Genomic DNA, 26,041 nt, shown 5'->3' with positions numbered 1-26,041 from the left:
GACGATATCCTTGACGCGGACAGTACCAGCCTCAGTGCCATCACTCTTCCACAATTCCCGACCTCCACTGCTGTCGGAGGCAACGAAGTACAGCGTGCCGTTGATATTCGTCAGATATTCCGGGAAAGAGCTACTCGTGCCAGCATTAATATCCTTGACGCGGATAGTACCAGCCTCGGTGCCATCACTCTTCCACAGTTCATTGCCTCCACTGCTGTCGGTGGCAGTGAAGTACAGGGTGCCGTTGACATTCGTCAGATTTTGCGGATTTGAGGAAGCTCCATTGGTATTGATATCTTTTATGAGGTTAATCGATGCTTCTTCTGCTGCCATAACTGTTTTTCCTTAAACCTTTAGATAAGAATCACAAGCGAAATCAGGCGTTGATACACGCCCCAACTACGATCGCTATTTTTCTTGCTATGTAAAAATGCGATCGCCCAGTTCCCTAGCTTCGCTTTTTTTTAAATTAAACAGCCTCAGCAAATATGTTGAACTTTCTACTCTATTTATATAAAGCCAATTTAGTTGAATTACTAAACACTGCAAATCGTAAAATATCTAGATGATGTATAGTATTTATTTGTGAAAATAGGCTGTATTTATGATGAACAATTAGTAGAAAGTTAAATATCAGTATTAGCACCCTAAAATACTAATTTTAAAAGGGGTAAGCTAGCATTCGCATAATTCGTTATTACCCAATACATGAATTATTTTCTAGAGCAAAAAATGTATTTCTCGCTCTCATTAGTTGTTCTTAAACATAAATTAATTACCAATTAAATAAATATTTTTTACTTTCTAGGAAATTCAAAATATTTTATATTTTCTGGCAACCAGTTAAATAAATCTATCAATAAAGTCAGAGGTGACTTAAGTAATCACCTCAACTATTCTTTACTTATACATGATGCCAATTCAAAAAAGTGGATTGATGAATCGATAAATCATGCACAAGGTAACACTAATTCCTGTGTCATCATGCAAGCCCAACTAACTTTGCGCTTAGTTCCCACATGCGATCGCCTTTGTCATCATCGCGGGCTTGAGGAGAGACTTTTTGCACAAAGGACTTGCCATCTTTCTTCTGGCGATTTCCCCAACTCCAATAGACACCGGATTGATTATACTCAGGATCGGCAACCACGGCTGCGACCCTTTCTCCCGCCAACTCTTGAGACACATATCCTCCAGTGATGTACTTCTGGAATAAGGGGAAGATTTTCTGAAACAGAGGATAGTGGTTTCTAAATAGCGGCGTTTCTGCAACACATCCCGGATAGAGAGAATTGAAGACGATACCAGTTGACTCGTGATAGCGCTCATGCAGTTCCCGCATAGTTAGCACGTTGCAAACCTTGCTATCTTTGTAAGCTTTGACTGGCTCAAATTTCTTGCCATCAATCATTGCGATCGGCTCTTTAAACCCTTCTGCAAAGCCATTTAGTTCGCCCAAATCTGGACGGGGTGGAATCTTCCCACCCAGTTCGTCTGGATTGTGCGTGACGGTTCCTAAAATAACCAGCCTTGGCTCTAAAGATGACTTCTTCAGATCCTCTAGCATCAGGTTGCACAATAGGAAATGCCCCAGATGATTGGTGGTGACAGTTAACTCGTAACCTTCTGGACTGCGTAACGGCTCCTTGATTAAGGGCATATAAATTGCGGCGTTGCATACCAAAGCATCTAGGGACTTTCCACTGGCTCGGAAGTTCTTCACAAACTGTCGAACACTTTCCAAGGAGCCAAGGTCGATATGTATACTGGTATAACTGTTGTAAGGGATTTCCACAGCTTGGGCAGCTTTTTGTGCCTTTGCTAAATCCCTACAGGCCAGCACCACATACCATCCCCTTTCAGCAAGAGCTTTTGCAGCATACAGACCCACCCCCGAAGAGGCACCCGTAATTACAACCGTTGGCTTCTTATGTTGTTCCATTCTGTTCGGACTCCATTGACTGTCTCTAGGATCTCACACCAGTGAGCTATGATTATCACCAGCTTTTCAAAGCTGTATTAGGCTGCACTAACCTCGTACTCCAAGTAAAAGTGACTAATTTTTAAAAGAAAAATATATAATTATACAAATAATATTCCAAAAAATATATAAATATAGTAATTATTGTCATGTATTGATAAAGCTAAAAATTGTATCAATGCAATTTTCAGCTTTTCTGTTTTCAAGTATTTTTTCAGATGTATTCAGATGTATATTATTACTAGTCAAAAAAGTATAAGTAAATTTCCTAGCTGTTTAACAATTTATACGCTGTGGATGAGCTTCTACAATCTGTAAAAAAAATTCTGCAAGACAAGCCTCTCGGTTCAATTCAGTGGTTTGTGCTCTATCAATCATGGTTGGGCAAAACTTACGGTGAAATGGCAGAGGCATCAGGCTATGGTAACAATTATATCAAGGAAGTTGGCTCTGAGTTATGGCAAGACCTTTCCATTGCACTTGGAAAAAGAGTAACGAAAAAAAATTTGCATTTAGCCTTGAAAAAACACCTGGAATACGAGATAGCTGATCCGGAAAATCAGATCCAACAAAAGTTCGGCGAAGAATCTAACTTAGAAATGGTTTCTCCAGACTTTTTTTCAGCAAACAAGATAGAATTTCCTAGCGGCCCTGTAGCACTGGGTTCTCCTCTTTACATCAATCGCCCTCCCCTGGAAGAACTTGTTTGTAACGAGATTTTACACCCTGGTTGCTTAATCCGGATCAAAGCACCTAGAAAGACGGGAAAAAGTTCCCTGCTCAATCGGATGATTGCTTATGCTAGGGAGCAAGATTATCAAATTGTCTATTTGGACTTTCAAGAAGCTGATCTAGACGTTTTTGCTTCCCTGGATAAATTTTTGCGTTGGTTTTGTGTCAATGTCAGTAGGCAGTTAAATCTCCTTCCCTGTCTCGATGATTTTTGGGATACGGAAATGGGCAGCAAGGTAAGCTGCAAAATCTATTTTGAAGCATATCTTTTGCAATATATTCATGATAGTCCTGTAGTTTTGGCTTTGAATGAAGTCCATCGGGTTTTTGAACATCCTAATATTGCCCAAGATTTTCTGCCAATGCTGCGATTTTGGCATGAACAAGCAAAGCAAGATCAAACTTGGCAAAAACTGCGGATGGTGGTGGTTCACACAACAGAAATTTATATTCCGCTCAAGCTCAACCAATCACCTTTCAATGTAGGGATAACAATTACGCTGCCGCCATTTACCCTCAAACAGGTACAGAATTTAGCATTACGTTATGGACTAAATTGTGCAGCAGACTCCGAAGGTGCAAAACGCCTTGCACCCCTACAAGCAATGGTAGGAGGACATCCCTATTTAGTGAGCCTTGCATTTTATCATTTATGTCAAGGTGAAATGACGCTGGAAGTGTTACTAGAAAATGCATCTACACCAGTAGGAATTTACGGTCAGCATTTACGAGAACTGTTGAGCTTACTGCAAAAAGAGTCAGAATTAATGTCAGCTATGCAACAGGTAATTGCAACAGATGAAAAAGTGGAGTTAGACGCGATCGCTGCTTATAAGCTAGAAAGCATGGGTTTGGTTCAACTCAATGGCAATCAAGCTAGCGCCATGTGTGAGTTATATCGTCTTTATTTTAGCCAACAGTTTGGTAAGCAAAATAATGGTTGGTAGTAAGCACTTTAGTGCTTATATTTTACTGCTTATAAAATAAGGACTAAAGTCCTTACTACGAACTTTGTTATATGAATTTTATCAACTGCTCCAAGACAAGTTTTTTGATTTAGATATAGAACGAATTTAAAATAAATTAAATGAACAATTATCGATACCAAGTTGGTGGCACGCTTACCAGTGACGCTCCTAGCTATGTTGAGCGCAGAGCAGATGTGGAACTTTACGAAGCCTTGAAACAGGGTGAATTTTGTTACATCCTCAGTTGTAGGCAAATGGGCAAATCTTCACTTATGGTAAAAACAAAGCACCGCTTGCAACAAGAAGGCTTTAAATGTGCCACCGTTGATATGACTAATATTGGTTGTGAAAATATAACACCAGAACAGTGGTATAAGGGAGTTATTGGGGACATCTGGTTAAGTTTCAAACTGTTAGGAAAAGTCAATTTAAAAACTTGGTGGCAAGAACAAAATGATATTTCTCTAGTTCAGAAACTCAGTCGGTTTATTTCGGAAAATCTGTTAGCTAAGTTTCCGAATGAAAGACTATTTATTTTTATTGATGAAATTGATAGTATTCTCAGCCTAAATTTCTCTGTTGATGACTTTTTTAACTTGATTCGATTCTGTTATAATCAACGAGCAATTGATCCAGAATATCATCGAATTACATTTGCAATTTTTGGTGTGGCGACACCTTCAGACTTAATTCTAGATCGAAATCATACTACCCCATTTAATCTTGGTAAAACCATCCAAATAAATGGTTTTACTTTTGAAGAAGCTCAACCACTATCTTTGGGACTGGATATTAAAGACAATCATCCCCAGAAAGTTTTGAAAGAAGTATTAGGTTGGACAGAAGGACAACCATTTCTTACCCAAAAACTGTGTCGGCTACTTGTAAGTTTATCTCAAGATGATACGGGTAGAAAGCTCAAAATTCCCCCTGGCACAGAAGAATTTTGGATAGAAAATGTGGTGCGATCGTACATAATCGAGAAATGGGAATCGCAAGATGAACCGGAGCATTTGCGAACCATTCGCGATCGCATCCTCAGAAACGAACAATTTGCCGCCAGATTGCTAGGAATTTATCAGCAAATTCTCCAAGGAGTAAAAGTACCAGCCGACGATAGTCGAGAACAGGTAGAACTGTTGCTGTCTGGTTTGGCGATCAAAAAGCAAGGCTTTCTCCAAATAAAAAACCGAATTTATCAAGAAGTTTTTAATTTAGAATGGGTTGGAAAAAAATTAGCTTACTTGCGTCCCTACTACGAAACCTTCAATGCATGGGTAGCCTCAGAAGAAAAGGATAAATCTCGCCTATTGCGCGGACAAGCTTTGATTGATGCCCAAACTTGGGCACATGGTAAAAGCTTAAGCAACTTAGATTATCGATTTTTAGCTGCTAGTGAAGAATTAGATCGACGAGAAGTGCAGCAAGCCTTAGAAGCTGAACGTGCTCAAGAAGTCGAAGCACGACTTCTTGAGCAACAAAAAAGGCTGGCTCAACAAAAGAAAAATGCCACAATAGTGATACTTTTGCTCGTGGGTATGACTATCAAGTTAGTTATTTCTATAATGTGGGGAGTGTCGCTTTTACAAAAGATTGATACTTTAGAATCACAATTAAAATGTACCCAGATAGGGCATAAGGGCAAAGTAATAAATGCAAATTCTCGCTTAGATGGATGCTGAGTGAATTTTAGATTTTGGATTTTAGATTAAAAGTATGCTTATTAGAGAACGCGGTAGAGTATTTCTTGGACAAGCACTGCTGCAAGCAGATCGTTGATCTTATAGGTTGGCTTGAAGAAAGTACGATCGCCCCAGAGAAACGCAGTTCTTCCTAAAGCTACCGATGATGTGAGTTAAAATCCTGATATCTTCAATAATTACTCACGCAGACAGCCACCGAAAAAGCGATCGCAACATCACCCCACCAATCGAATCTAGGAGAATTCGTAATAAATCTTGTTAATCTTCAATTTTCTCACTGTCCAAAGTCAAGAGCCGTTACGGAAAGTCCAGAATAGTGGTCATTAAAAAACCTAGCTAGGGACTCTGCTTAAGATTGGCTAACTTTCCGTTGACCATTGACTACTTCCTTAACAATCTCAATAGAGCCAAAAACTCCAAGTAAAGAAGTTGGCTCCACATCAAACTCATGCATGAGGGATTCCAAAGTAGCCGCAGATTTTGATTCACCCATCGAATAATGATGTTCCTCGTAATTCTCAATCAGAAGAACCAACAACTCAAAAAGCGCAGTTTCCGCCTCTGTCAATTCACTAGACATCATCCCCTCTACTGCTGTTAAGGCTTTGTTATACTCCTGTTCTGTTTTAATTGGCTTAGGCTGATACTTAATAAGTAAGTCAGTATAGGTTTGTTGACTAGAAATAGGGGTCATCTTTATGATGTGAGTTAAAATCCTGATATCTTCAATAATTACTCACACAGACAGCCACCGAAAAAGCGTTGGCAAAGCCCACCGTAGGTATCGCTATGCTTCAGTATCCCCATCTCGAACAAGCGCTAAAATATCACTTCGGTTACGACCAATTCCGCCCCGGACAACGGCAAATTATCGAAGATGCGCTGCAAAATCGAGATTTAATGGTTGTGATGCCGACTGGCGGGGGGAAATCTCTATGTTTTCAGCTACCAGCATTGTTGAAAAATGGACTAACTGTGGTAGTGTCGCCGTTAATTGCTTTGATGCAAGACCAAGTAGAAGCACTGCGAAATAATAATATTAACGCGACATTTCTCAATAGTAGTTTGAATCCTTACAAGGTGCGATCGCGGGAAGAAGCCATCCTCAACGGTAAAGTAAAATTACTCTACGTCGCCCCTGAACGCCTCTTGAGTGAAAGGTTTCTGCCGTTTCTCGATTTAGTTAAAGAAAAAATCGGGATTTCTAGCTTCGCTATTGATGAAGCGCACTGCGTTTCGGAATGGGGACACGATTTTCGTCCAGAATATCGCCAGTTGAAATCTCTGCGAAAACGCTATCCTGATGTTCCTACGGTCGCCCTCACCGCCACAGCAACCGATCGCGTCCGTAGTGATATTATTCAACAACTAGGACTAAAGCAACCTAGCATCCATCTTGCTAGCTTTAATCGTGAAAATCTTTATTACGAAGTTCGTCCTAAAACTAAATATGCTTACGCTGAATTGTTAGAACTAATTCGAGAAACTGAAGGTTCGACAATTATTTATTCTTTAACTCGTAAAAAAGTTGATGAACTCACTTTTAAACTCCAAAATGATAAAATTGGTGTTCTGCCTTATCACGCCGGATTAACTGATGAGGAACGTAGTAGTAATCAAACGCGATTTATTCGAGATGATGTCCGGGTGATGGTGGCAACAGTTGCCTTTGGGATGGGAATTAATAAACCCGATGTGCGGCTGGTAGTTCATTTTGATATGCCCAGAAATATAGAAAGTTATTATCAAGAATCGGGTCGAGCCGGGAGAGACGGAGAACCATCTCGGTGTACAATATTTTTCAGCTTTGGTGATGTTAAAACAATTGAATGGAGTATCGATCAAAAAACTGATCCTCAAGAACAGTTGATTGCAAAACAACAACTGCGACAAATGATCGATTACGCTGAAGGCACTGATTGTCGGCGAACGATTCAACTGGGTTATTTTGGCGAAAGGTTCCCTGGGAATTGCGGTAACTGTGACAATTGTCGTCATCCCAAACCCATGCAAGATTGGACAATTGAAGCCATGAAGTTTTTATCTTGTGTGGCGCGTTGCAAAGAAAGGTTTGGGATGGCATACATAATTGATGTGTTGCGAGGGGCAAAAAAAGACAAAATTCTCCAGTACGAACACGATAAACTTTCTACTTATGGTATTGGTAAAGATAGAACTCTAGATGAATGGCGAATGTTAGGGCGATCGCTTTTACATCAAGGGTTAATAGAACAAAGTAGCGATGGGTACTCAGTTTTAAAACTAAATGCCTTAAGTTGGGAAGTAATGCGAAAACAACGCACAGTTTCCCTAGCTGTAACCACAGTTCAAAAGATCGCCTGGGAACAGGGGAGTGAAAAAGCAGAAGAGGCAGAGGTATTATTACAGAAATTGCGATCGCTCCGTAAACAATTAGCTGATGAGCAATCTGTTCCACCTTACGTCATCTTCCACGATTCCACTTTAAAATTGATGGTACAGGTGCAACCCCAAAACTTAGCTGAATTTGCCAAACTTTCTGGTGTAGGTAGTCACAAACTCGCTCAATATGGCGAAAAGTTTATTACAGAAATTCGCGCCTACCGCCAAGAAAAAGGTTTGCAAAATAAATCGGCTACTTCCGTATCTTCTGCCAAATCATCTTCTTCTTACACCGAATTACAAACATTACAATTGCATCAACAAGGTTTAAACATCGCTCAAATTGCCCAAAAACGCAACCTTAGTCCGGCAACAGTTAGCACTCATCTAGAAAAACTAATTGAGAAAAATCAGCCAGTTGATTTAAATCAATTAGTACCTTTAGAACATCAACAAAAAATTTGGCAAGTTTTAGAAGTACTCGGTGACATTTCTCTCACTCCCATCAAAGAACAACTAGGCGAAAGCTACACTTTTGATGAAATTCGTTTAGTACGGAGTAAGTGGCGACGTGAAAATCGCAAGTGATGATTTGCTAAGGACGAGTAATACAAAGCAAAACAATTATTGTTTCATTATGAATGACAATAAAAAAATGAACGAGGGAGAGAAATCAAAACTCGCAAATCTGCCAAAATCAATACGTTTTGCATTTTATTTGGTGCATTTTGTTTAAGTCTTACTATTTGCTCATATATTTGTTTTTTGAAAAACTAGATAAGGAAGCTAAACTTAAGTCTTATTGATTAAAAGATTAAAGGAGTTAGCCAATGAGTGAGATCCTTAATACAGGAGTACGCTGGACAATTCACGATGTAGAATTGTTCCCGGAAAATGAAGGGACGCGCTACGAGATAGTTGATGGAGAATTATTTATGACTAGGGCACCTCACTTTAAACATCAGCAAACTTGTGGCAGAATTTTCCAGCAGCTTAACATTTGGTCAGAATCTACTGGTTTAGGAGAAGCTGTAATCAACCCCGGCGTTTTGTTTTCAGAATCAGATAATGTGATTCCTGATGTAGTTTGGGCTACTAAAGAAACCTTGGCGCTAACATTGGATGAAGCGGGACATTTAACTGGCGCACCAGATTTAGTAGTCGAAGTTTTGTCTGCTAGCAATGAAGACCAAAGACGAGATAAGGAAGCTAAACTTAAACTTTATTCTTCCAGAGGAGTAAAAGAATATTGGATTGCTGATTGGCGATCGCGTAAACTAGAGGTCTATCGACGCGAACAAATTCAACTTAATTTGGTAACAACCTTATTTAGTAGTGATATTATAAGTTCTCCTTTATTACCTGGTTTTAGCTGTACTGTAAACCAGTTTTTTCCTGTATAAATTTTAGGTTGAATGGAAAAACAAATCTCAAGTAGCGGATTAACTAAAGTCCAAGTACTGATTATGGCGATCGCAGCCGGTGTCTGTGTTGCTAATGTTTATTATAATCAGCCAATCCTCAAAGATATTGCATCATCTTTTCGAGTCACTGAAGGCGAAGCGGGTAGCATCTCTGTGCTGACGCAAGTTGGTTACGGCTTGGGGCTTTTCTTTTTAATCCCCTTGGGCGATAAAATCAACAAGAAAAAATTAATTCTTTGTTTACTGACATGTTTGTTCTGTTTGTTGATAGCCATGATGTTTTCACAAAACATCATCCAAGTTTGGATATTGAGCGTAGCAATTGGGATTGCGACAGTCTCCGCTCAGATTATTCTTCCTTTAGCGGCAAGTATAGATAGAGTAACTACAGGCCAAACCGTAGGCAACATTTTTACTGGTATATTGATTGGAGTTTTAGGAGCAAGGGTTTTTAGTGGATATATTGCTGAATGGTTTACTTGGCGTTATGTATATGGATTTTCGGCAGTAATGATTTTAATTATTATTGTGTTATTAAATATATATTTGCCTAATATCAAAAATGAATTTAATGGTTATTATTTGGAATTATTAAGCTCAACACTTCATCAATTAAAACGGTTTTCATTATTAAGAGAAGCGTCTTTAATTAGCGGGTTATTGTTTGGTGTTTTTTGCTCATTTTGGACAACGCTGACTTTCCATTTAAGTGGAGCGCCTTTTAATTTTCAATCTGACACAATTGGGATGTATGGCTTTGTAGCGATCGCAGGTGCATTAATGGCACCAGTTTTTGGTAAAATAGCTGATCAAGGTAACTCGCAACGTTCCTTGACTATTGCTGTATCGATGGTGATTGCAAGTTTAGTAATTGCTAAAATTGCTTCTAATTCTGCATTAGCGATCGCGGTTGCTGTATTGTTAGTAGATGTGGGTGTACAGGCAGTCCAAGTCACCAATGTTGCAAGGATATACACTCTTGATCCTCAATCAAATAGTCGCATCAATACAGTTTACATAACTATCTATTTTATTGGCGGTTCCGTAGGTACTAGTATTGGTCTATTATGTTGGAATCTTGGTGGCTGGAATTTGGTAACTTGGCAAATGTTATTTTTTACTTTGCTTGCATTTTTTGTTATCGTCAGACCTAAAATAACCACAGCAAGATAAAATTAAATAATAACAAAAAATCGCGGCAAAAAAGTCAAATTAAGCTACTAAAAATCTTTTTTAGTAGTAATACTATAATTATTCTCTATTGCCTGGTTTTCGCTGTACTGTAGTCAAAATTTTTCTCCATAAAATTTTATTTTTTGGAAATATACACACTGATTATTTCCGAAAAAAAATGTGAATAATTTCCCGTAAGATATCGCTTTGCAGCAATCGCTAAATTGTCTCGTCCTCAAAGCGATATCTAGAGAAAATCAGCTTATATTATGAAAAACTGGGGATTTCAGAGTTAGAATCTTTTGATATCGCAGTAGACAGCGATGGTGAAGTTTTTTGGCTTTTTGCAGACAGAATTGCTAGCAATTTAGGCAGTGCAAGGCAAGCAACAGTATTTAGCAGCGTCAGTAATATACCATCGGTTAAACTCATGTGCGTTCGTCCTTATTTCAAAATTGGTGTTTACTATATTTTTAGTTTGAAGCAAAATTAGTACAATTGCTTCAAAGCAGTATTTTAATTTCTTTTATCGGTTATAAGCTAACTAAATATATTCTGATAATTTAAAGTTGATTAGTAAAATCTCTTTTTTCTCTCTGTGTTCCGCCAGTTGCTACAACAGAGAACCTGCTTACAGCACTGAACTCACTGCAACACACTGGCTTCTCTGTAGCTATACGGTGAATTAGTCATTAATTTAACCACAGAGATATAGAAAACACAGAGATAAGAGGTTAATGTCTAAAATTGTTATCCACCTTGACAGGGCTAATCTTAAATATTATTTTCTTGACAACCTGAAATTAATTACTATAGTCTATTAATTTACACGTTTTTCAGTAAAAAAAATAATAAGAAGCATGAGCAAGAAAGTTACCATTTTGCTAATAGCAGTATTGGTTACAAATTCTACAGCAGTAAAGCCTTCCACTGGGACAGAAAAGAATCCTACTTTCCTTGTTAATAATATTAATTCTGTAGCTTTGGCTCCAATTAAAATAGGACAAGCTATAGAACCTAGAGTTATAAAGCTTCGTCTTGCAGATTCTGGGGTTTCAGTAGGAAGTGTTTTGTCTTGGGGATTTGCTGGTTTGATTCAAAAAAGATCCACTGATTGGGTTCGTTTAGAAATAACTGATAATCAAGTAAAAGTAGTACATACAACAAGAACAACTAATTGGTTAACTCAGGTTTCTAAATGGTGGGATCATCCTGTTAGAAAAATTGCTTTTAAGCCAGATTCTTGTCAAGTAGATAGCTTGTCAAATCAAGGTGGCTCAAATATAGAAAATCAACTAAGAGATATAAAAAAGTTATACGATTCTAAATTAATAACAGAGCAACAGTATCAAGAATTGCAGCGTAAAGTTATTAATCAAATAAATACAACGCCAAATCAACCTTCCACTAGCAACTCTGAGTGTGTTTTATTAGGAGAAAATGCGATAGTAAACCTGAAAGATATTAGTTTAGTGACTAAAGGAGAGTTTAAAATTGAATATTTAGAAGGTAATGAATGGAAATATGCAGCTTTTAGAGTACCAGAAAAAGAATATCGAGAGTAGTCTGCAATCAAGAAATTTGCCTAATGAAATCTCGTGCAACTGTTTTAATTGACCCGACAGATCAAATCGTTTTCCATTACACACTACTACATTCTTCTTGGCTAAACCAAATTGAAATTTGGTTTAGTATTTTGGTACGGAAGTTACTAAGAAGAGGCAGTTTCAAGAGTCAGGATGACCTTAAAACTAGAATTATTGCTTTTATTGACTACTTTAATCAAACAATGCCTAAACCTTTCAATTATACATATAAGGGTAAAGTTTTGGCCGTTTAATACTCGGTTTATTTCCGCCGTGCTGTACTAGTGGTTTGTCAAGTTTCATTTACTAAGTTCGTAGTTAGCGCTGTCTTTGCTAAAGCGCTAACTACGAACAAAATAACAATATAAGAGATTTGACGAAATTAGAAAGAGTTAATTTAATAGTTCGTCGTCGAAGTACTGAGTAATTTCTCTTGGCAAACAGTCCATCAATTCGGAGAACATTTAGCACAGAAATCAGGACTGAATTTACAAAATTGACTACCTGTTACTGGGTAAGCTGTACAATAAGGAAAACTGGTAAGTTCAATTTTGGCTGTTTGTAATTTGGAACCATCCTGTAACGCTTCGGTAAGTTTGGTTTTCTCAGCCAAAATGATAGCTAAAATTTTAGGTAACGCTATGCAAGCAGCAATATTGAGCAGCGTTAGCATTATTGTGTCTATAAAATTCATAGGTAATCATCTCCTGTGAAAAATAGGCGTAGGCGTAGGCCGTCGTAGACATCGCTGTTCTTAGATGCAAACACAATCCATTGCTTGCACTCTATGTAAATTAACTTTACCATAAACTTTTGTAAATATAAACGTGGAATTCCTGGAATTATCATACACAGAAGGGAATGTAGATAATAAGGATAGATATTGTAGCGTAATAACAAAATAAGCTGGAAAATAATCAGTTTACGATACTTAGGTAAGGTGTTATGTCAAAAACCCAAACCGCGTCTTCTTTTTTATCTAACATTAGTGAACGAGAACGCCAAGCATTAAAGCGGGTGGTAGATTACACAAATGTGGAATCGCTGCCAGAAATTTGGCCTTTGGCCGCTCAACAATTTGGTAATATTGTCGCCCTCCACAACCCTCACGCTAAACCAGAAGTAGCAATTACTTATACCCAGCTAGCAGAGCAAATGCAACTATTTGCTGCTGGGTTGCAGTCCTTGGGAATAAAAGTAGGCGATCGCATTTCCCTAATTGCTGACAATAGTCCTCGCTGGTTTATTGCCGATCAAGGCATAATGACTGCTGGTGGAGTTGATGCAGTGCGTAGCTCCCAAGCAGAAAAAGAAGAACTACTGTTTATCATTGCCAATAGCGGCAGTACAGCGATCGTCGTTGAGGATTTAAAAACACTTAAAAAACTACAAGACCGCCTCAACGATTTACCAATTCAAGTGGTAATCTTACTTTCCGATGAAACACCACCTACAGGCGAAACCCTAAAGGTACTCAACTTTGCTCAGTTGATCGAAATTGGGGTAAATCATAATTTTGTGCCAGTCAAGCAAAATCGTGACGCTCTGGCAACCCTAATTTACACCTCCGGCACTACGGGTAAACCCAAGGGTGTAATGCTGTCTTATAACAACTTGATGCACCAAGTGATAACTTTTGGGACAGTATTGCAACCAAACGCGGGTGATATGGTTCTTAGTATCCTGCCTTCGTGGCACAGCTATGAACGAACTGTTGAATATTACCTACTATCTCAAGGTTGCACACAAGTTTATACCAACTTGCGCTCCGTAAAAGCAGACTTGAGACAATTTAAACCCAATTATATGGTCGGTGTACCCCGCCTATGGGAATCGATTTATGAAGGAGTGCAAAAGCAGTTCCGCGAACAACCAGCCAAAAAGCAACGCCTAATTAAATTTTTATTGGGCATGAGCGAAAAATATATTAGAGCGCGGCGAGTTGCTCAGGGATTAGATTTAAATAATCTTCATGCTTCAGGCATCGAACGATTAGCAGCTAGGATACAAGCAGCGGCTTTATTACCCCTCCATGCCTTGGGAGAACGACTGGTTTATGCCAAGGTGCGAGAAGCCACTGGAGGACGAGTTAAGCAGATGATTAGCGGCGGCGGTGCCCTTCCCAGACACATAGATAACTTCTTTGAAATTATTGGTGTGCAGATTTTGCAAGGCTATGGCTTGACAGAAACCTCTCCTGTTACCCATGTGCGGCGTCCTTGGCGAAATTTGATTGGCGCATCAGGGCTACCACTCCCGGCTACAGAAGCTAAAATCGTCGATCCTGAGACAAAAGCACCTTTACCAATAGAAAAGCGAGGCTTGGTATTATTGAAGGGGCCGCAGATTATGCAAGGCTATTACCAAAATCCGCAAGCGACGGCGAAAGCAATTGACGCTGAAGGTTGGTTTGATAGCGGCGATTTGGGTTGGCTGACACCACAAGACGACTTAGTGCTGACTGGCAGGGCAAAGGATACGATTGTATTGACCAACGGCGAAAACATCGAGCCACAGCCGATCGAAGATGCGTGTTTGCGATCGCCATACATCGATCAAATTATGCTCGTCGGCCAAGATCAGCGCAGCCTGGGAGCCTTAATTGTCCCCAATGTCGAAGCCTTAGAAAAATGGGCAGTAAGTCAGAATTTGATACTGGATACGCCCAATAACCAGGTAACTTCCTCAGATAGTCAAAAAATTGACTTCGAGAGTAGAATGATCCAGGATTTATTTCGCCAAGAATTGAAGCGGGAAGTCCAAAATCGTCCAGGTTATCGACCGGATGACCGCATCGGGACATTCAAACTCATCCTGGAACCGTTTTCCATCGAAAATGGCTTGATGACACAAACACTGAAAGTTCGCCGACATGTCGTCACGGAACGCTATCGCGATATTATTGACGGCATGTTTGCCTGATCATTCCACCTGCTAACTGTAAAGAGTGAACGTGAAATATTTATGGATGTCTCCAAGTCTAATTTGCTTCTGAAACGCGTCGTCAACGTCAAAGTTATTGTGACTCCTCTCTGGAAAGAGGAAGTACAACAGCAGCTGCAAACACAAATCAATCAACTTGATCAGCAGTTGCAACAGCTAGACGTTGAAGGACAAAGAGCGATCGCGGCAATTCAAAAACAGAGTCTACAACCACCAGGCCCCCAGACCCTCCAACAAATTGACAATATCCAACTCCAAGTCAATCAAAAGAAAAGTGAATTTCTAGAGCAGAAAAATCAATTGCTGCAAAACCTCCAGCAAGTACAGTTTCTCCAGCAAGATCAGGAAGTCAACCAATTTCAAATGGAAGGCTTTTTCCGGGTAGAAACCGGTGATAACCTGATTAGCAAAATGCAGGTAGAAATCGTTCTGCGCGATGGCGTTGTAGAAGAAATTCGCGGCGACATTTAAATTTGTCATTTGTCCGTTGTCATTTGTTTTGTGAGCAATGACTAATGACCAATGACTAATCACAGATGTGATTTAACTTTGTTTGGGAGCGGCTTCCAGCCCAACATTCTCTCTGGGAGCCAGCCCAAACAATTTGCCAGACTGGGGGTGAACTGATCAAAAGCGATCGCCCAAAGGTGGTCATCTCAACTCGATATTTAACTGTATCAACTGAATCATCACCCTGTTTGATTTGTGTAATCGTCACTAAGGCCTGATTTCGTTGCGGATAAGCTACTTCTACCTTTCGCGTTCCTCCCACCGATGCTATGTCCTCAAAAGCGTTCAGGGCGAGGGTAGCAGGATCACTACCTTGGAGAGATGAGTTGATCTTTTCTAGAGGTATAGTTTTATAATCGGAACGGTCTAAGTATGCCACAACTTCTTGAGACTGATGTATTGCTCCCACCTGCTGGGCTTGTTCGTTACTAGTCTCAACAATCGGTACAGATGCCTGGCGCTGGGTAATATAAACTCCAGCGCCAGCAGTGGCAAAGATACCAAGTATCACAATCAAAAAGAATTTTAACTTTGCCGACATATAAGTAAACAAGAATTTCAAATAGGTTTATTACCAATTTTGAATTCGAGATGGAACTTCACCTTATATCCTCTACTTGTGAAAAGCTCCTGTATCTTAAGCAGTGGTTATGAGGAATATAAATAGCTCTGTATTATAGACCTCCAATTCATATTTAGGTTCCTGGAGAGACGCGATTAATCGCGTCTGTACAAGAGTTAGGAGTTAGGAGTTTGGAACTCCCTCCATGCCCAATGCCCCATGCCCAATGCCCAATGCCCAATTCCCAATGCCCAATTCCCAATGCCCAACCTAAAATATAAACAGTCCAAAACTCTCCCGCCAAGATACAATTCGATCTGATAAAAGCTGTTAAAGTCCATAAACCATTGATTCCCAAGCCACCCTATGAGCATTCACGAAGTATTTATGCCGGCTCTGAGTTCTACCATGACCGAAGGCAAAATCGTCTCCTGGGTGAAATCGCCAGGTGACAAAGTGGAGAAAGGCGAAACAGTGGTGGTTGTAGAGTCAGATAAGGCAGATATGGATGTAGAAACCTTCTATGAGGGATTTCTTGCCCATATCATAGTTGAAGCTGGTGAAACTGCCCCGGTAGGATCTGCGATCGCCTTCATCGCCGAAACGGAAGCTGAAATTGAACAGGCGAAATCTCTTGCCAATTCCGGCGGTATAGCTGCTAGTGCGACCTCATCCCCTGAACCAATCCCCGTCACAGCCACAGCTGCAACACCTGCCTTAGCCTCTCAAAACGGGTCTAACCACAAAGAAGGAAGGCTTGTAGCTTCACCTCGCGCCCGCAAGTTAGCTAAAGAACTCAAAGTTGATTTAACTACACTCCAAGGTAGTGGCCCCTACGGTCGCATTGTCGCCGAGGATGTAGAAGCATTGTCCAATAAGGGCAAGCAACCCGCCCCTGCCCCAGTTGCCCCACCCGCACCTGTACCAACTAGTGCCCCATCTACACCCCCAGCAACTCGCACACCAGCACCCGCGCCAGTAGTAGCGGCTGTTCCTGGTCAAACCGTGCCTCTAACTACCTTCCAAAATGCCGTAGTGCGGAACATGGTAGCCACCATATCCGTGCCCGTTTTCCGTGTCGGTTATACAATTACCACCGATGGATTAGACAAACTTTATAAACAAATTAAATCCAAAGGCGTGACAATGACAGCCCTACTGGCGAAAGCTGTAGCGGTAACATTGCAAAAACATCCACTTTTGAATGCTAGCTACTCAGACCAGGGTATTGTTTATCATTCTGATATCAACATTTCCGTAGCAGTCGCTATGGATGATGGCGGATTAATTACACCTGTGCTGCAAAATGCAGATGCAGTGGATATTTATTCTCTATCGCGTACTTGGAAGTCTTTGGTAGAACGTGCGAGGGCAAAACAACTACAGCCTCAAGAATACAACAGTGGTACTTTTACCCTGTCTAACTTGGGAATGTTTGGCGTAGACAAGTTTGATGCAATTTTGCCACCTGGGCAAGGTTCAATTTTAGCGATCGGGGCATCCCGTCCGCAAGTGGTAGCAACACCCGACGGTTTATTTGGCGTGCGGCAACAAATGCAAGTAAATATTACTTCTGACCACCGGATTATTTACGGTGCCCATGCTGCGGCGTTCTTGCAAGATTTAGCGAAATTGATTGAGACAAATCCTCAATCTTTGACAATGTAATTTTGAAAAGACACCCAATTTAAATGTTAGCGCTATCAGTGAACAGCAGTTTTCGTAGAGTAGCGCTAACAATAAATAATACCTACACTTAAATTTTTTATGGACAAACTATGTAAAGGTGTGGCTATATCACGTCTCTACATTAGTTTCTCTCCAAACTGATATCACAGTGACATACTACAACACTCTTAAATATCTGGTTGAGCAGTATCCAGAAGATTTTATCCGCTACTTACTTGTATCTGAGGCAACGGATATCCAGATTCTCAAAACAGAATTAAATCAAGAACCAATTCGTGCCGACTCAGTAACTTTTTATAAACTGCTAATCAAATACTGCATTTAGAGTTTCAAACTTTACCAGCATCGACTCCACCCTTGCCACTGCGGATGTTGGACTATTGGGTGCGGCTATATAGACACTCTATTTGTTCAGTCGATTCACTTAAAACAATCATTTATTCCTCAGCGTACCTCTGGACTTACCTCAGCGTCCCTTTGCGTTTAAAAAAATAAAAAAGGTGGGCATTACCCACCCAACAAACTTATCCTTTCACACAAAGAACTTGCTTGAGTGTTGCTACAACCTCAACCAAATCCGCTTGATTTGCCATAACTTGTTCTATCGGTTTATAAGCACCAGGAATTTCATCTAACACACCCTCATCTTTGCGGCATTCTACGCCATTTGTTTGCTCTATTAAATCATCAAGTGTGTAGACATTTTTTGCCTTATTTCTAGACATCAAACGCCCTGCACCGTGGGAACAAGAACAGAAGCTATGAGCATTACCTTTACCCTTAACGATGAAAGACTTTGCCCCCATCGAACCAGGAATAATCCCATAATCTTCAGTTTGGGCGCGGACTGCACCTTTACGAGTAACGTATACATCCTCGTCAAAATGCACTTCTTTTTCGGCGTAATTGTGATGACAATTAACCTGCAATAAAGGTTTAGTTGCTTTCCCACCTACCAAATGCTTCTCAACTATGTGCTTAAAACGCGCCATCATCACATCGCGGTTGACACGCGCATAGTTTTGTGACCATTGCAAATCGTGCCAATATGCTTTGAATTCTGGCGTACCAGCGACAAAATGAGCCAAATCTGGGTCAGGCAATTTATTACCTGCCATTTTTGCTAATTCCCTAGCTGTGTGAATATGACACTGGGCGAGTTTATTGCCAATGTTACGCGAACCAGAATGCAGCATCAGCCAAACTTGATTCTCTGTATCGAGGCACACTTCAATAAAGTGATTTCCTCCACCGAGAGAACCCATCTGTTTCATTGCTTTACTTTGCAGGTCTTGCACGCCGCGATGCAAGTCTTTAAAATCTTCCCAGTGTTGCCAGTTGGTGACAGATTTTTCAATATCTTTATTTTCGTTGAATCCAGTCGGAATTGCTGCTTCAATATCCAGGCGAATTTTCTTCAGTTTACCTTCTAGTTGTTCGGCGGTAAATGATGTTTTGATAGCGCTCATTCCACAACCAATATCCACACCAACTGCTGCTGGTATAATCGCTTCTTTTGTTGCAATTACAGAACCTACTAAAGCACCTTTTCCTAAGTGAACATCTGGCATTAATGCCAGATGCTTAAATACAAATGGTAGCGATGCCACATTCTTTGCCATCTTGGTTTCTTCTGGCCCCAAGGAGTGATTTGCCCAAGATAATACGGGTGCTGGTGTGGTAATTTCTAACTTTTCGTAGGGCATAATTGTTTCTATTTTGGATTTTGAATTTTAGATTTTCGATTGGGTCGATGTCACCACATATTTGGATCTGAAGCCCTGTGCTTCACGCAATGCTTTAAAGTAATGAGTAAGGAGTAATGAGTAATGAGTAATGAGTGGATGAAAAATGGGTATTTACTCATTACTTATTACTCATTACTCCAGAATCACAGTGCGTTCACGGCCGTGAGAATGTCACTGATAAGTATCGATATGACTTATAACTTATTATCGATAGGACTAGTATTTGGTTTTTGAAATAAGTTCTGTGGGTTTGTTGTAAGGCATCGATTTCAAATTGACATACTACTAGTTAGTTGTAGCAATTTAAATGTTATATTGTCTTTCATTTTGTTCGCTCAATTTTCGTGAAGCTGAAGAACTACTTTTAGAGAGTAGCTTCTTTGTATTATAAGTGTAACTAAAATAGTTACAAGCGTCAACCCAATACCACAGACAGAAAGCAGATGTTTCATAAATGTATTAAAATTTGTAAAGAAAATTACTTTACTTAAGTAAACTTTTAAAGTTCTGACACAATATGGCAGTGCGTCAAGATACAATCTGGGAACGTTTTTTATCCCCTGTAGTGCGTCTTTTGATTGATGAAGACGGGTTACGGCGTTACGCTGATAGTATTGACTGGGAGAAAGAGAGCGATCGCTATCGACGAGATGATGTGATAATTCCGGCGTACTACAGTAGTCAAAATTTTCACGGTGTTACAGGTGGATATCTCAATTCCAGTGCAGCAGTTACTTACGATCCGATTACCCAATATGTTCTGCCACCGAATGAAAGTATTGTCCGTCAAGCTTTAGTTGATGCCGTCAAGGTGAAACCACGACGCATACTTGATTTAGGTTGCGGCACAGGTTCCACGACTTTAATGTTAAAGCAGGCTTTCCCCCAAGCAGAAGTTATTGGTTTAGATTTATCACCCTATATGCTGGTAAGGGCAGAAGATAAAGCTAGAAATGCCGGTTTAGATATAGTCTGGCGACATGGAAATGCTGAAAAAACTGGTTTGAGGGATGCTTCTTTTGACTTAGTAACAGCTTCTTTGCTATTCCACGAAACACCAAACGCGGTGTCACTAGCAATTTTGCGGGAAAGCTTCCGGTTGCTGGTAACTGGAGGGCAAGTATTGATTCTAGATGGCAATCAGAAGACTCTGCGTCAGCTAGAATGGCTTAATGATGTTTTTGAGGAGCCATATATTCGTGAATATGCTGCTAATAGTATAGATGCGAATATGGGTGCAGTCGGATTTGAAGCAGTGCGATCGCAGGATGTATGGTGGATAAATCAGGTAACTAGTGGCGTTAAACCAATCAAAACCGAAAATGTCCGTCATTATACTCCCACATCAGTAGATAATAATGATTTGGAGGGACTTGGATCTCCAGCGTTTGGCATAATGGCATGAGTTTAAAGGCAGTTCTTTTTGATTTTAATGGTGTGATCATTAACGATGAGCCAATCCATCTGCAACTGATAGATGAGATTCTCATTGAAGAAAATCTCCAACCCCAAAAGGTGAGTGAGCGTCAAGCTTCTTTAGGACGTAGCGATCGCGCTTGTTTTCAGCAACTACTCGCGAATCGTGGTAGAGTCGCTAACGAAAGCTATTTAACTCAGTTGTTGTACCGCAAAGCCCAAGCCTATGTGGTGGAACTAGAGAAAATAGAGAAACTGCCTTTATATTCAGGTGTAGAAGACTTAATATTTCAGGTGCGATCGCGGAATCTGAAATTAGGACTAGTCAGTGGCGCTATTCGCCAAGAAATAGAATTGGTACTCCACCGAGCTAAACTAGCCGAGCATTTTAAAATTATCGTCGCCGGTGATGACATCACCACCAGTAAACCAGAACCCGATGGTTATCTACTGGCAGTGAAACACCTGAATAAAGAATATCCGGAATTGAATCTTCAACCACACGAATGTCTGGCAATTGAAGATACTCCAGCTGGTATCGAGGCGGCGAAGCGATCGCAAATGCAAGTTGTTGGTGTAGCAAATACTTACCCATTCCACATGCTCCAACGCTGCTGCAACTGGACTGTTGATTATCTCAGTGATTTAGAACTCGAACGGGTGCAGAAAGTTTATTCTCAAAAAGAGCCTCAGCCATCGGTAACTGAGTGTTAGAATACTCTATGGTGATAGTGGATTGAGTTAAAGAGTGATATTACTCTTGACTTGATACCGATCAAGGGGAATTAGCTCAGTTGGTAGAGCGCTGCGATCGCACCGCAGAGGCCATCGGTTCAAATCCGTTATTCTCCATGTGTCCATTAAATAATTTGTACATTCGCAAATTCAATGTCGCAATTTGCAAATTCATGTCGTTATTAACTAGATAATATCGTTCGTCTATCCCGAATTAAAATTTCAAAGATATTCCCTGGTTCACACTCAATACGGTTCGGCTAATTTCCTAAAATATGGATCAAAAAATTAATTACTAGTTAATATTGAGGCAAGAAGGTCAGGACGAGACAGATGTGGGCAATGTCCAGAAGGTAGCTCAATTGCATCGACTCCTAAGCGCTTGCGTGCAGCGTAGCGCGACCATGTAGGAGATATTATGCGATCGTTGCTACAAACAATATATTTACGCTCAACATGCGGCAAAGCTTTTAGAGGATTCGTTTCAAATATATATGCCATAGATTGTTGCGGACGACTTTTCAAGATTGCCCACTGTGCTACATCCGGTTGACAATCATGAAAGAAAAAATCCCTTAATACTGCTTCGTCTGAATAATCTTTGCCTACGGAAGCTGGTTCATATATATCAGGCTCATTGTAGAATTGTTCGAGTTTACTTGGGTCTTTTGGCTGGTAATTGAATGATTTGAGCGTATCAGAATCAAGACGATGAGAAAATTGATCGAGTGTACTGACTCCAGGATATGGAAGTAGCGCAGCCACAAACACTAGTTGACGCACTTTTACCGCTTCTGCAACCAAGGGAATTATAGTACCAGCCATTGAGTGACCGACTAGCACAATATCATCATCAGTTTTTGGCAGCGCTTGAATTACTGTATTCGCAAGTTGGGACAAAGTAGCAGATGCATTTTCAATTGGCAAATCCATTGCTACAGTTTTGTGACCCTGTGTTTCTAAGTAGGGAATTAGCAAATCCCAACACCAGGTAGCTTGGAAGGCACCGTGAACTAGACAATATAGACTCATATCAATTGAATAGTGGTAAGTTGGTAGACATAATTAAATATAAAATAAACTCCTAGTTTGTAGTGAGCGATTTATCGCTCAGAGCAAGGATTATCAGGACTAAAGTCCTTACCCTTCGGGTTCGTTAGTCGCTCATGGGGGAAACCCCCAAGACCGCGCTAACTCACTACAAACTCTAAATTTATTTATGCCTAGATACTGAATGGTGAACGAGTTGTTTAACTTATCTTATTTTTTAGCAAATTTTAAAACTTGACCAGGTAAGTTACATTAGCACCTGCAATATATTTAAACAGCAGTTAAAACAGGCTGAAAAGGTTGCAATAAAATACCTAAAAGTTTATCAACTTCTTTAATATAGTATTCAGTCGAATCTATATAAACAGTCGTCTCTTCTAAAAATAAAAACTTCCAGTTAGTTCCACTAGTAACCGAGCCGTAAATTCGCCCAACTTCATTGCCTTGATTTTGATTGAACAGTTGCGCTGCAATCATTGCCGCTACACATTGACCCAGACCGCCGATAATATCTTCTTTTTTCGCTTCAAAAATAAACATTACCGGAGCAGAAAGAAATAATTGTTCCTGGGAATTGCTGATGATGTAATCGCAAAAGCCTTGTAAGCCTTGAGTCGCATCAACATTAAATTCATTTCCAGAGAATAGTGATATTTTATTATTTAATAATCGTCTGACTTCTGCGAGGATTGGTGCAATTAAAAACTCTGACCTGGCTTTTTCGGTTGAAATTGCAGTTGCTAAAGGGATGTAATCTATTAAAATTGTTCTGAGAGTTTCTGATGGTGTAATAGGTTTTGTATCAGCAAATAAATTCCGAGTTTCATCGAGTGTTAAATCAAAACTCTTTTTCACCTTAGCGAGACTAAAATCGCTGTATGCCATCCTTCCACCTTGTGATTATTTATAGCAGTTCTCGAATGGAAGCAACACTTTTAACCTCTCTCCAAACCTCTCTCCTAAGAGGATGTTTTAAAAGTCGAAGCGAGTCAAAAATTATGCCAGTCGCCTGACCATAATCCGGATCATCGCAATGTAAATAAAAGTCTCAGAGGTTTCTGGTAGTCGTTCATAATCTTTACTTAAACGCCGACACCAGTTAAGCCAGGCTTTGTTGCATGAAACAGAAAAAAGGCACACCAACTCTTAGCAGAGTTAGTAATTATTTTTCCACTTTGTAGCTATCTGGCTTGCCTAACTGAATCATGCGATTAAGTGCAGCACATTGCAGAAATAACTCAACAGCTTGATTGTCAAAAAAGCGTCGTCTTAGCTTACCCCCAAAAATAATTTTTAGTCGAAACATAGCTGTTTCAGACAAAGAACGTCGATGATATCTACTTTCTTGCTTCCATTGCTGGCGACCAATTTGATGTATCCGACGCAAATTTTCATCTCTTTGATGTGGAGGCAGTTCAGAGTTATGAGGCTGTTGAATCTGAGCGTTACTGCGAGGTGGAATCACTGCTTTGGCTTGGCGTTGAGTGATTGTGTCGTAACTTTTGTTTGTGTCATAACCGCCATCACCAGATACTTGTTCAATATTGGAGTCAATCTGCTCCAACAAGTCGGGTAGTACCTCGCAATCAGCTACATCATTAGTAGTCACCACCGCAGCCAAAATCTCTCCGCTTCCTTGATCAACTCCCAGATGCAACTTCCGCCACGTCCGTCGTTTACCTACCCCATGTGTGCGAACTTTCCATTCTCCTTCACCATACACTTTTACCCCAGTTGAATCCACTACAACATGGATTGCGTCATCCTTTGGGATTACGGGCAGTTCCACCGATAAATTGCTCAAACGACGGCATAGGGTGGAGTGATCTGGTACCTTCAACTCAATTCCCATCAAGATAAACAGTGATTCTAGAAATCCTTCCGTCTGCCGCCCTGCTAAGTTAAATACCGATTGTACAGTTCCCATCGTAGCGATCGCCACGTCACTGTAATAGTTGGAGGCTCCTTTCCGTCCTGTTTTCTTTTCGTTGCGCCACTGTTCGATTACTTCTTCACTCACCCAGAAAGTCAGGCTCCCTCGCTGCTTGAGCGCCGCATCATATTCCTGCCAGTTACGGACTCTGTAGTTAGTTTTGGCTTTCGTCTTCATAGTCCAACTAAGAAACTAGGAGGGGATTAGTAGAGGTAGGAAGGAATAAGTAAAATTTACCATTTTTCTCTATTCATGCAACAACGCCGTTAAGCCAACCAAAAGTTCGCTCAACAACCCAGCGCTTTGGTAAATGGACAAAACCTTTCTTTTCCAAGGGTCGAAGCACAATTTCCACAATCCAGCGAAACATATCCATCACCCAACGCATAAATTCTTCGCCTCGGTATCCTCCATCCATCCAAATAGTGTGCAACCGCTTTACCTGATTTCCCGTATCATGAACTCGTTTGAGGACTTGTTTAGCTCCTTGGCGCTCTGGAAGGCTTGCAGAGGTAACTAACACTCGTAAAACTAGTCCTAGTAAATCTACACTCAGATGTCGTTTCCGACCGTGTATTTTTTTGCCTGCATCATAACCTACCTCTTGGGATATCATGGTTGCTGTTTCCACCGATTGACTATCGACTGCTGCTTCTGACGGGCTAGGTTCACGTCCTGCTGCCACGCGAGTCCATTGGTATAATTTGTCGTGAATTTTTAACCAAGTTCCATCTTGGCTCCATCTCCAAAAATAACCATAAACAGTAGACCATGCAGGAAAATCCCCTGGTAATCCTCTCCAAGTACATCCTTCACAAAGTACGTAGAGAATAGCATTGACAACGGTGTATATAGCTATCCTACGAGGCCGACCCCCTGCTTTCGGTAAGGGAAACTCTTTTTCAATCAATTCCCACTGTTCCCAACTCAGGTTACTACGATATGCTTTAGTCATTTGCTCACAAGGTGCTGATGCTTATAATTTCAGCTTAAGCCTTGTGAGCTTTCTTACAATTGCCCCCCACTTTTAAAACATCCTCTAAGAGGAGACAGGCTTTGAATCTTACTCCCCAACGCTAGCAGGGAAGGGGCTGGGGGTTAGGTCTTACTTAGCTTGATTCGCTAACTCTTTCGCTCTGGCGTGGGAATCAAACTTTAATTTATTATCCCACTGCTGTGCTTTGCCAAACTTTTCAACAGCGCCATTAATATCATCATTTCGCGCTAACTTTTCACCTTGGATGACTAACACTGTTGCACCTTGCGTCAAACGAGATGGAGTTTGGCATGATTGCAACTCTTCTAACACTTCTGGATGGGTAATGAGGTAATTATTCAGCAAACTGCAACCACTGAGTAATAAATTATCGAAATCCAAATCCCAAATTTTGATGGTTTTGTCATAACTAGCGGAAGCTAACTGTTGTCCATTGGGACTGAAAGCGACGCTAATAACCGCATGGCTATGACCAGTAAGGGATTTGAGGAGTTGACCACTGCTGACATCCCAAATTTTGATGGTCTTGT

General features: G+C 40.4%; 26 protein-coding genes, 1 tRNA gene and 1 pseudogene. 14 read left to right on the top strand and 14 right to left on the bottom strand.

The window, feature by feature from the left end:
* On the bottom strand, positions 1 to 333 hold a 333-nt coding region (locus RRG12_RS36900; RefSeq protein WP_420762620.1), incomplete at its 3' end, for an ELWxxDGT repeat protein.
* A 649-nt stretch (positions 334 to 982) separates the two neighbouring features.
* Positions 983 to 1,942, bottom strand: a complete 960-nt coding sequence (locus tag RRG12_RS36895) for a protochlorophyllide reductase (protein ID WP_420762619.1) — start codon at positions 1,940 to 1,942, stop codon at positions 983 to 985.
* 332 nt (positions 1,943 to 2,274) lie between these two features.
* On the opposite strand from RRG12_RS36895, the gene RRG12_RS36890 reads away from it, so the two are divergent.
* Together RRG12_RS36890 and RRG12_RS36885 are read left to right on the top strand one after the other, a co-directional pair.
* Complete coding sequence (locus RRG12_RS36890) at positions 2,275 to 3,660, top strand: AAA-like domain-containing protein (protein WP_420762618.1); 1,386 nt, start codon at positions 2,275 to 2,277, stop codon at positions 3,658 to 3,660.
* 140 nt (positions 3,661 to 3,800) lie between these two features.
* On the top strand, positions 3,801 to 5,363 hold the full coding sequence (locus tag RRG12_RS36885; RefSeq protein ID WP_420762617.1) for an AAA-like domain-containing protein: 1,563 nt from the start codon (positions 3,801 to 3,803) through the stop codon (positions 5,361 to 5,363).
* 370 nt (positions 5,364 to 5,733) lie between these two features.
* Here RRG12_RS36885 and RRG12_RS36880 read toward each other — a convergent pair whose 3' ends face one another.
* A complete protein-coding gene (locus RRG12_RS36880; RefSeq protein WP_420762616.1) occupies positions 5,734 to 6,078 on the bottom strand; it encodes a helix-turn-helix domain-containing protein in 345 nt (114 codons plus the stop codon).
* A 95-nt stretch (positions 6,079 to 6,173) separates the two neighbouring features.
* Here RRG12_RS36880 and recQ point away from each other — a divergent pair, with 95 nt between their 5' ends.
* The 3 genes from recQ (at position 6,174) to RRG12_RS36865 (ending at position 10,342) form a co-directional block, all read left to right on the top strand.
* Positions 6,174 to 8,333: a DNA helicase RecQ gene (recQ, locus tag RRG12_RS36875; protein WP_420762622.1), complete on the top strand. Its 2,160-nt coding sequence runs from the start codon at positions 6,174 to 6,176 to the stop codon at positions 8,331 to 8,333.
* Between the two features lie 242 nt (positions 8,334 to 8,575).
* Positions 8,576 to 9,148, top strand: coding sequence for a Uma2 family endonuclease (locus tag RRG12_RS36870; RefSeq protein WP_420762615.1), 573 nt, complete (start codon positions 8,576 to 8,578; stop codon positions 9,146 to 9,148).
* A gap of 12 nt (positions 9,149 to 9,160) precedes the next feature.
* On the top strand, positions 9,161 to 10,342 hold the full coding sequence (locus RRG12_RS36865; protein WP_069072574.1) for an MFS transporter: 1,182 nt from the start codon (positions 9,161 to 9,163) through the stop codon (positions 10,340 to 10,342).
* Positions 10,343 to 10,609: 267 nt separating this feature from the next.
* On the opposite strand, the gene RRG12_RS36860 is transcribed toward RRG12_RS36865, so the two are convergent.
* Complete coding sequence (locus RRG12_RS36860; RefSeq protein WP_176727105.1) at positions 10,610 to 10,774, bottom strand: hypothetical protein; 165 nt, start codon at positions 10,772 to 10,774, stop codon at positions 10,610 to 10,612.
* A 428-nt stretch (positions 10,775 to 11,202) separates the two neighbouring features.
* Here RRG12_RS36860 and RRG12_RS36855 point away from each other — a divergent pair, with 428 nt between their 5' ends.
* Entirely contained in the window at positions 11,203 to 11,907 is a 705-nt protein-coding gene (locus RRG12_RS36855) for a hypothetical protein (RefSeq protein ID WP_420762614.1), read from the top strand.
* A 23-nt stretch (positions 11,908 to 11,930) separates the two neighbouring features.
* On the top strand, positions 11,931 to 12,182 hold the full coding sequence (locus RRG12_RS36850; RefSeq protein WP_420762613.1) for a transposase: 252 nt from the start codon (positions 11,931 to 11,933) through the stop codon (positions 12,180 to 12,182).
* Between the two features lie 194 nt (positions 12,183 to 12,376).
* Here RRG12_RS36850 and RRG12_RS36845 read toward each other — a convergent pair whose 3' ends face one another.
* Positions 12,377 to 12,622, bottom strand: coding sequence for a hypothetical protein (locus RRG12_RS36845; RefSeq protein ID WP_069072571.1), 246 nt, complete (start codon positions 12,620 to 12,622; stop codon positions 12,377 to 12,379).
* 251 nt (positions 12,623 to 12,873) lie between these two features.
* Here RRG12_RS36845 and RRG12_RS36840 point away from each other — a divergent pair, with 251 nt between their 5' ends.
* Both RRG12_RS36840 and RRG12_RS36835 read left to right on the top strand, forming a co-directional pair.
* Positions 12,874 to 14,850, top strand: coding sequence for an AMP-dependent synthetase/ligase (locus RRG12_RS36840; protein ID WP_069072570.1), 1,977 nt, complete (start codon positions 12,874 to 12,876; stop codon positions 14,848 to 14,850).
* A gap of 42 nt (positions 14,851 to 14,892) precedes the next feature.
* On the top strand, positions 14,893 to 15,342 hold the full coding sequence (locus RRG12_RS36835; protein WP_069072569.1) for a YlqD family protein: 450 nt from the start codon (positions 14,893 to 14,895) through the stop codon (positions 15,340 to 15,342).
* A gap of 55 nt (positions 15,343 to 15,397) precedes the next feature.
* Here the strand turns inward: RRG12_RS36835 and RRG12_RS36830 are convergent, their stop codons facing one another.
* Together RRG12_RS36830 and RRG12_RS36825 are read right to left on the bottom strand one after the other, a co-directional pair.
* The gene (locus tag RRG12_RS36830; protein WP_420762612.1) at positions 15,398 to 15,922 is read right to left on the bottom strand and encodes a hypothetical protein; all 525 of its coding nucleotides are present in this window, start codon (positions 15,920 to 15,922) and stop codon (positions 15,398 to 15,400) included.
* Between the two features lie 154 nt (positions 15,923 to 16,076).
* On the bottom strand, positions 16,077 to 16,247 hold the full coding sequence (locus RRG12_RS36825) for a hypothetical protein (RefSeq protein ID WP_176727104.1): 171 nt from the start codon (positions 16,245 to 16,247) through the stop codon (positions 16,077 to 16,079).
* 62 nt (positions 16,248 to 16,309) lie between these two features.
* On the opposite strand from RRG12_RS36825, the gene RRG12_RS36820 reads away from it, so the two are divergent.
* Both RRG12_RS36820 and RRG12_RS36815 read left to right on the top strand, forming a co-directional pair.
* Complete coding sequence (locus RRG12_RS36820) at positions 16,310 to 17,611, top strand: dihydrolipoamide acetyltransferase family protein (RefSeq protein ID WP_420762611.1); 1,302 nt, start codon at positions 16,310 to 16,312, stop codon at positions 17,609 to 17,611.
* Between the two features lie 169 nt (positions 17,612 to 17,780).
* Positions 17,781 to 17,957, top strand: coding sequence for a hypothetical protein (locus RRG12_RS36815; protein ID WP_370684488.1), 177 nt, complete (start codon positions 17,781 to 17,783; stop codon positions 17,955 to 17,957).
* 199 nt (positions 17,958 to 18,156) lie between these two features.
* Here RRG12_RS36815 and RRG12_RS36810 read toward each other — a convergent pair whose 3' ends face one another.
* The gene (locus tag RRG12_RS36810) at positions 18,157 to 19,338 is read right to left on the bottom strand and encodes an RtcB family protein (RefSeq protein WP_069072564.1); all 1,182 of its coding nucleotides are present in this window, start codon (positions 19,336 to 19,338) and stop codon (positions 18,157 to 18,159) included.
* Positions 19,339 to 19,897: 559 nt separating this feature from the next.
* Here RRG12_RS36810 and RRG12_RS36805 point away from each other — a divergent pair.
* From RRG12_RS36805 to RRG12_RS36795, 3 genes are all read left to right on the top strand, one after another.
* A complete protein-coding gene (locus RRG12_RS36805; protein WP_420762610.1) occupies positions 19,898 to 20,785 on the top strand; it encodes a class I SAM-dependent methyltransferase in 888 nt (295 codons plus the stop codon).
* Positions 20,782 to 21,510, top strand: a complete 729-nt coding sequence (locus tag RRG12_RS36800; RefSeq protein WP_420762609.1) for an HAD family hydrolase — start codon at positions 20,782 to 20,784, stop codon at positions 21,508 to 21,510. Before RRG12_RS36805 ends, RRG12_RS36800 begins: the two co-directional genes overlap by 4 nt.
* Positions 21,511 to 21,575: 65 nt before the next feature.
* Positions 21,576 to 21,648, top strand: a tRNA-Ala gene (locus tag RRG12_RS36795).
* Positions 21,649 to 21,819: 171 nt separating this feature from the next.
* Here RRG12_RS36795 and RRG12_RS36790 read toward each other — a convergent pair.
* The 6 genes and pseudogenes from RRG12_RS36790 to RRG12_RS36765 form a co-directional block, all read right to left on the bottom strand.
* Positions 21,820 to 22,563: an alpha/beta fold hydrolase gene (locus RRG12_RS36790; protein ID WP_420762608.1), complete on the bottom strand. Its 744-nt coding sequence runs from the start codon at positions 22,561 to 22,563 to the stop codon at positions 21,820 to 21,822.
* A 288-nt stretch (positions 22,564 to 22,851) separates the two neighbouring features.
* Entirely contained in the window at positions 22,852 to 23,466 is a 615-nt protein-coding gene (locus tag RRG12_RS36785; protein ID WP_420762607.1) for a hypothetical protein, read from the bottom strand.
* Positions 23,467 to 23,577: 111 nt separating this feature from the next.
* Positions 23,578 to 23,688: pseudogene (locus RRG12_RS36780) on the bottom strand (IS5/IS1182 family transposase); the annotation flags it as partial.
* 55 nt (positions 23,689 to 23,743) lie between these two features.
* A complete protein-coding gene (locus tag RRG12_RS36775) occupies positions 23,744 to 24,691 on the bottom strand; it encodes an IS5 family transposase (protein WP_420758163.1) in 948 nt (315 codons plus the stop codon).
* Positions 24,692 to 24,764: 73 nt separating this feature from the next.
* A complete protein-coding gene (locus RRG12_RS36770) occupies positions 24,765 to 25,469 on the bottom strand; it encodes an IS5 family transposase (RefSeq protein WP_420762606.1) in 705 nt (234 codons plus the stop codon).
* A gap of 150 nt (positions 25,470 to 25,619) precedes the next feature.
* On the bottom strand, positions 25,620 to 26,041 hold a 422-nt coding region (locus RRG12_RS36765), incomplete at its 5' end, for a WD40 repeat domain-containing protein (RefSeq protein ID WP_420762605.1).

The organism is Nostoc sp. CALU 546 (assembly GCF_048836525.1).
This window is presented reverse-complemented; position numbering and strand designations above follow the sequence as displayed.

What these genes read in the sequence shown, in the direction of transcription:
- RRG12_RS36895 (WP_420762619.1), bottom strand. Translation starts at nt 1,942, where the DNA reads ATGGAACAACATAAGAAGCCAACGGTTGTAATTACGGGTGCCTCTTCG.
- RRG12_RS36885 (WP_420762617.1), top strand. Translation starts at nt 3,801, where the DNA reads ATGAACAATTATCGATACCAAGTTGGTGGCACGCTTACCAGTGACGCT.
- RRG12_RS36880 (WP_420762616.1), bottom strand. Translation starts at nt 6,078, where the DNA reads ATGACCCCTATTTCTAGTCAACAAACCTATACTGACTTACTTATTAAG.
- recQ (WP_420762622.1), top strand. Translation starts at nt 6,174, where the DNA reads ATGCTTCAGTATCCCCATCTCGAACAAGCGCTAAAATATCACTTCGGT.
- RRG12_RS36870 (WP_420762615.1), top strand. Translation starts at nt 8,576, where the DNA reads ATGAGTGAGATCCTTAATACAGGAGTACGCTGGACAATTCACGATGTA.
- RRG12_RS36865 (WP_069072574.1), top strand. Translation starts at nt 9,161, where the DNA reads ATGGAAAAACAAATCTCAAGTAGCGGATTAACTAAAGTCCAAGTACTG.
- RRG12_RS36860 (WP_176727105.1), bottom strand. Translation starts at nt 10,774, where the DNA reads ATGAGTTTAACCGATGGTATATTACTGACGCTGCTAAATACTGTTGCT.
- RRG12_RS36855 (WP_420762614.1), top strand. Translation starts at nt 11,203, where the DNA reads ATGAGCAAGAAAGTTACCATTTTGCTAATAGCAGTATTGGTTACAAAT.
- RRG12_RS36850 (WP_420762613.1), top strand. Translation starts at nt 11,931, where the DNA reads ATGAAATCTCGTGCAACTGTTTTAATTGACCCGACAGATCAAATCGTT.
- RRG12_RS36845 (WP_069072571.1), bottom strand. Translation starts at nt 12,622, where the DNA reads ATGAATTTTATAGACACAATAATGCTAACGCTGCTCAATATTGCTGCT.
- RRG12_RS36840 (WP_069072570.1), top strand. Translation starts at nt 12,874, where the DNA reads ATGTCAAAAACCCAAACCGCGTCTTCTTTTTTATCTAACATTAGTGAA.
- RRG12_RS36835 (WP_069072569.1), top strand. Translation starts at nt 14,893, where the DNA reads ATGGATGTCTCCAAGTCTAATTTGCTTCTGAAACGCGTCGTCAACGTC.
- RRG12_RS36830 (WP_420762612.1), bottom strand. Translation starts at nt 15,922, where the DNA reads ATGTCGGCAAAGTTAAAATTCTTTTTGATTGTGATACTTGGTATCTTT.
- RRG12_RS36820 (WP_420762611.1), top strand. Translation starts at nt 16,310, where the DNA reads ATGAGCATTCACGAAGTATTTATGCCGGCTCTGAGTTCTACCATGACC.
- RRG12_RS36810 (WP_069072564.1), bottom strand. Translation starts at nt 19,338, where the DNA reads ATGCCCTACGAAAAGTTAGAAATTACCACACCAGCACCCGTATTATCT.
- RRG12_RS36805 (WP_420762610.1), top strand. Translation starts at nt 19,898, where the DNA reads ATGGCAGTGCGTCAAGATACAATCTGGGAACGTTTTTTATCCCCTGTA.
- RRG12_RS36800 (WP_420762609.1), top strand. Translation starts at nt 20,782, where the DNA reads ATGAGTTTAAAGGCAGTTCTTTTTGATTTTAATGGTGTGATCATTAAC.
- RRG12_RS36790 (WP_420762608.1), bottom strand. Translation starts at nt 22,563, where the DNA reads ATGAGTCTATATTGTCTAGTTCACGGTGCCTTCCAAGCTACCTGGTGT.
- RRG12_RS36785 (WP_420762607.1), bottom strand. Translation starts at nt 23,466, where the DNA reads ATGGCATACAGCGATTTTAGTCTCGCTAAGGTGAAAAAGAGTTTTGAT.
- RRG12_RS36775 (WP_420758163.1), bottom strand. Translation starts at nt 24,691, where the DNA reads ATGAAGACGAAAGCCAAAACTAACTACAGAGTCCGTAACTGGCAGGAA.
- RRG12_RS36770 (WP_420762606.1), bottom strand. Translation starts at nt 25,469, where the DNA reads ATGACTAAAGCATATCGTAGTAACCTGAGTTGGGAACAGTGGGAATTG.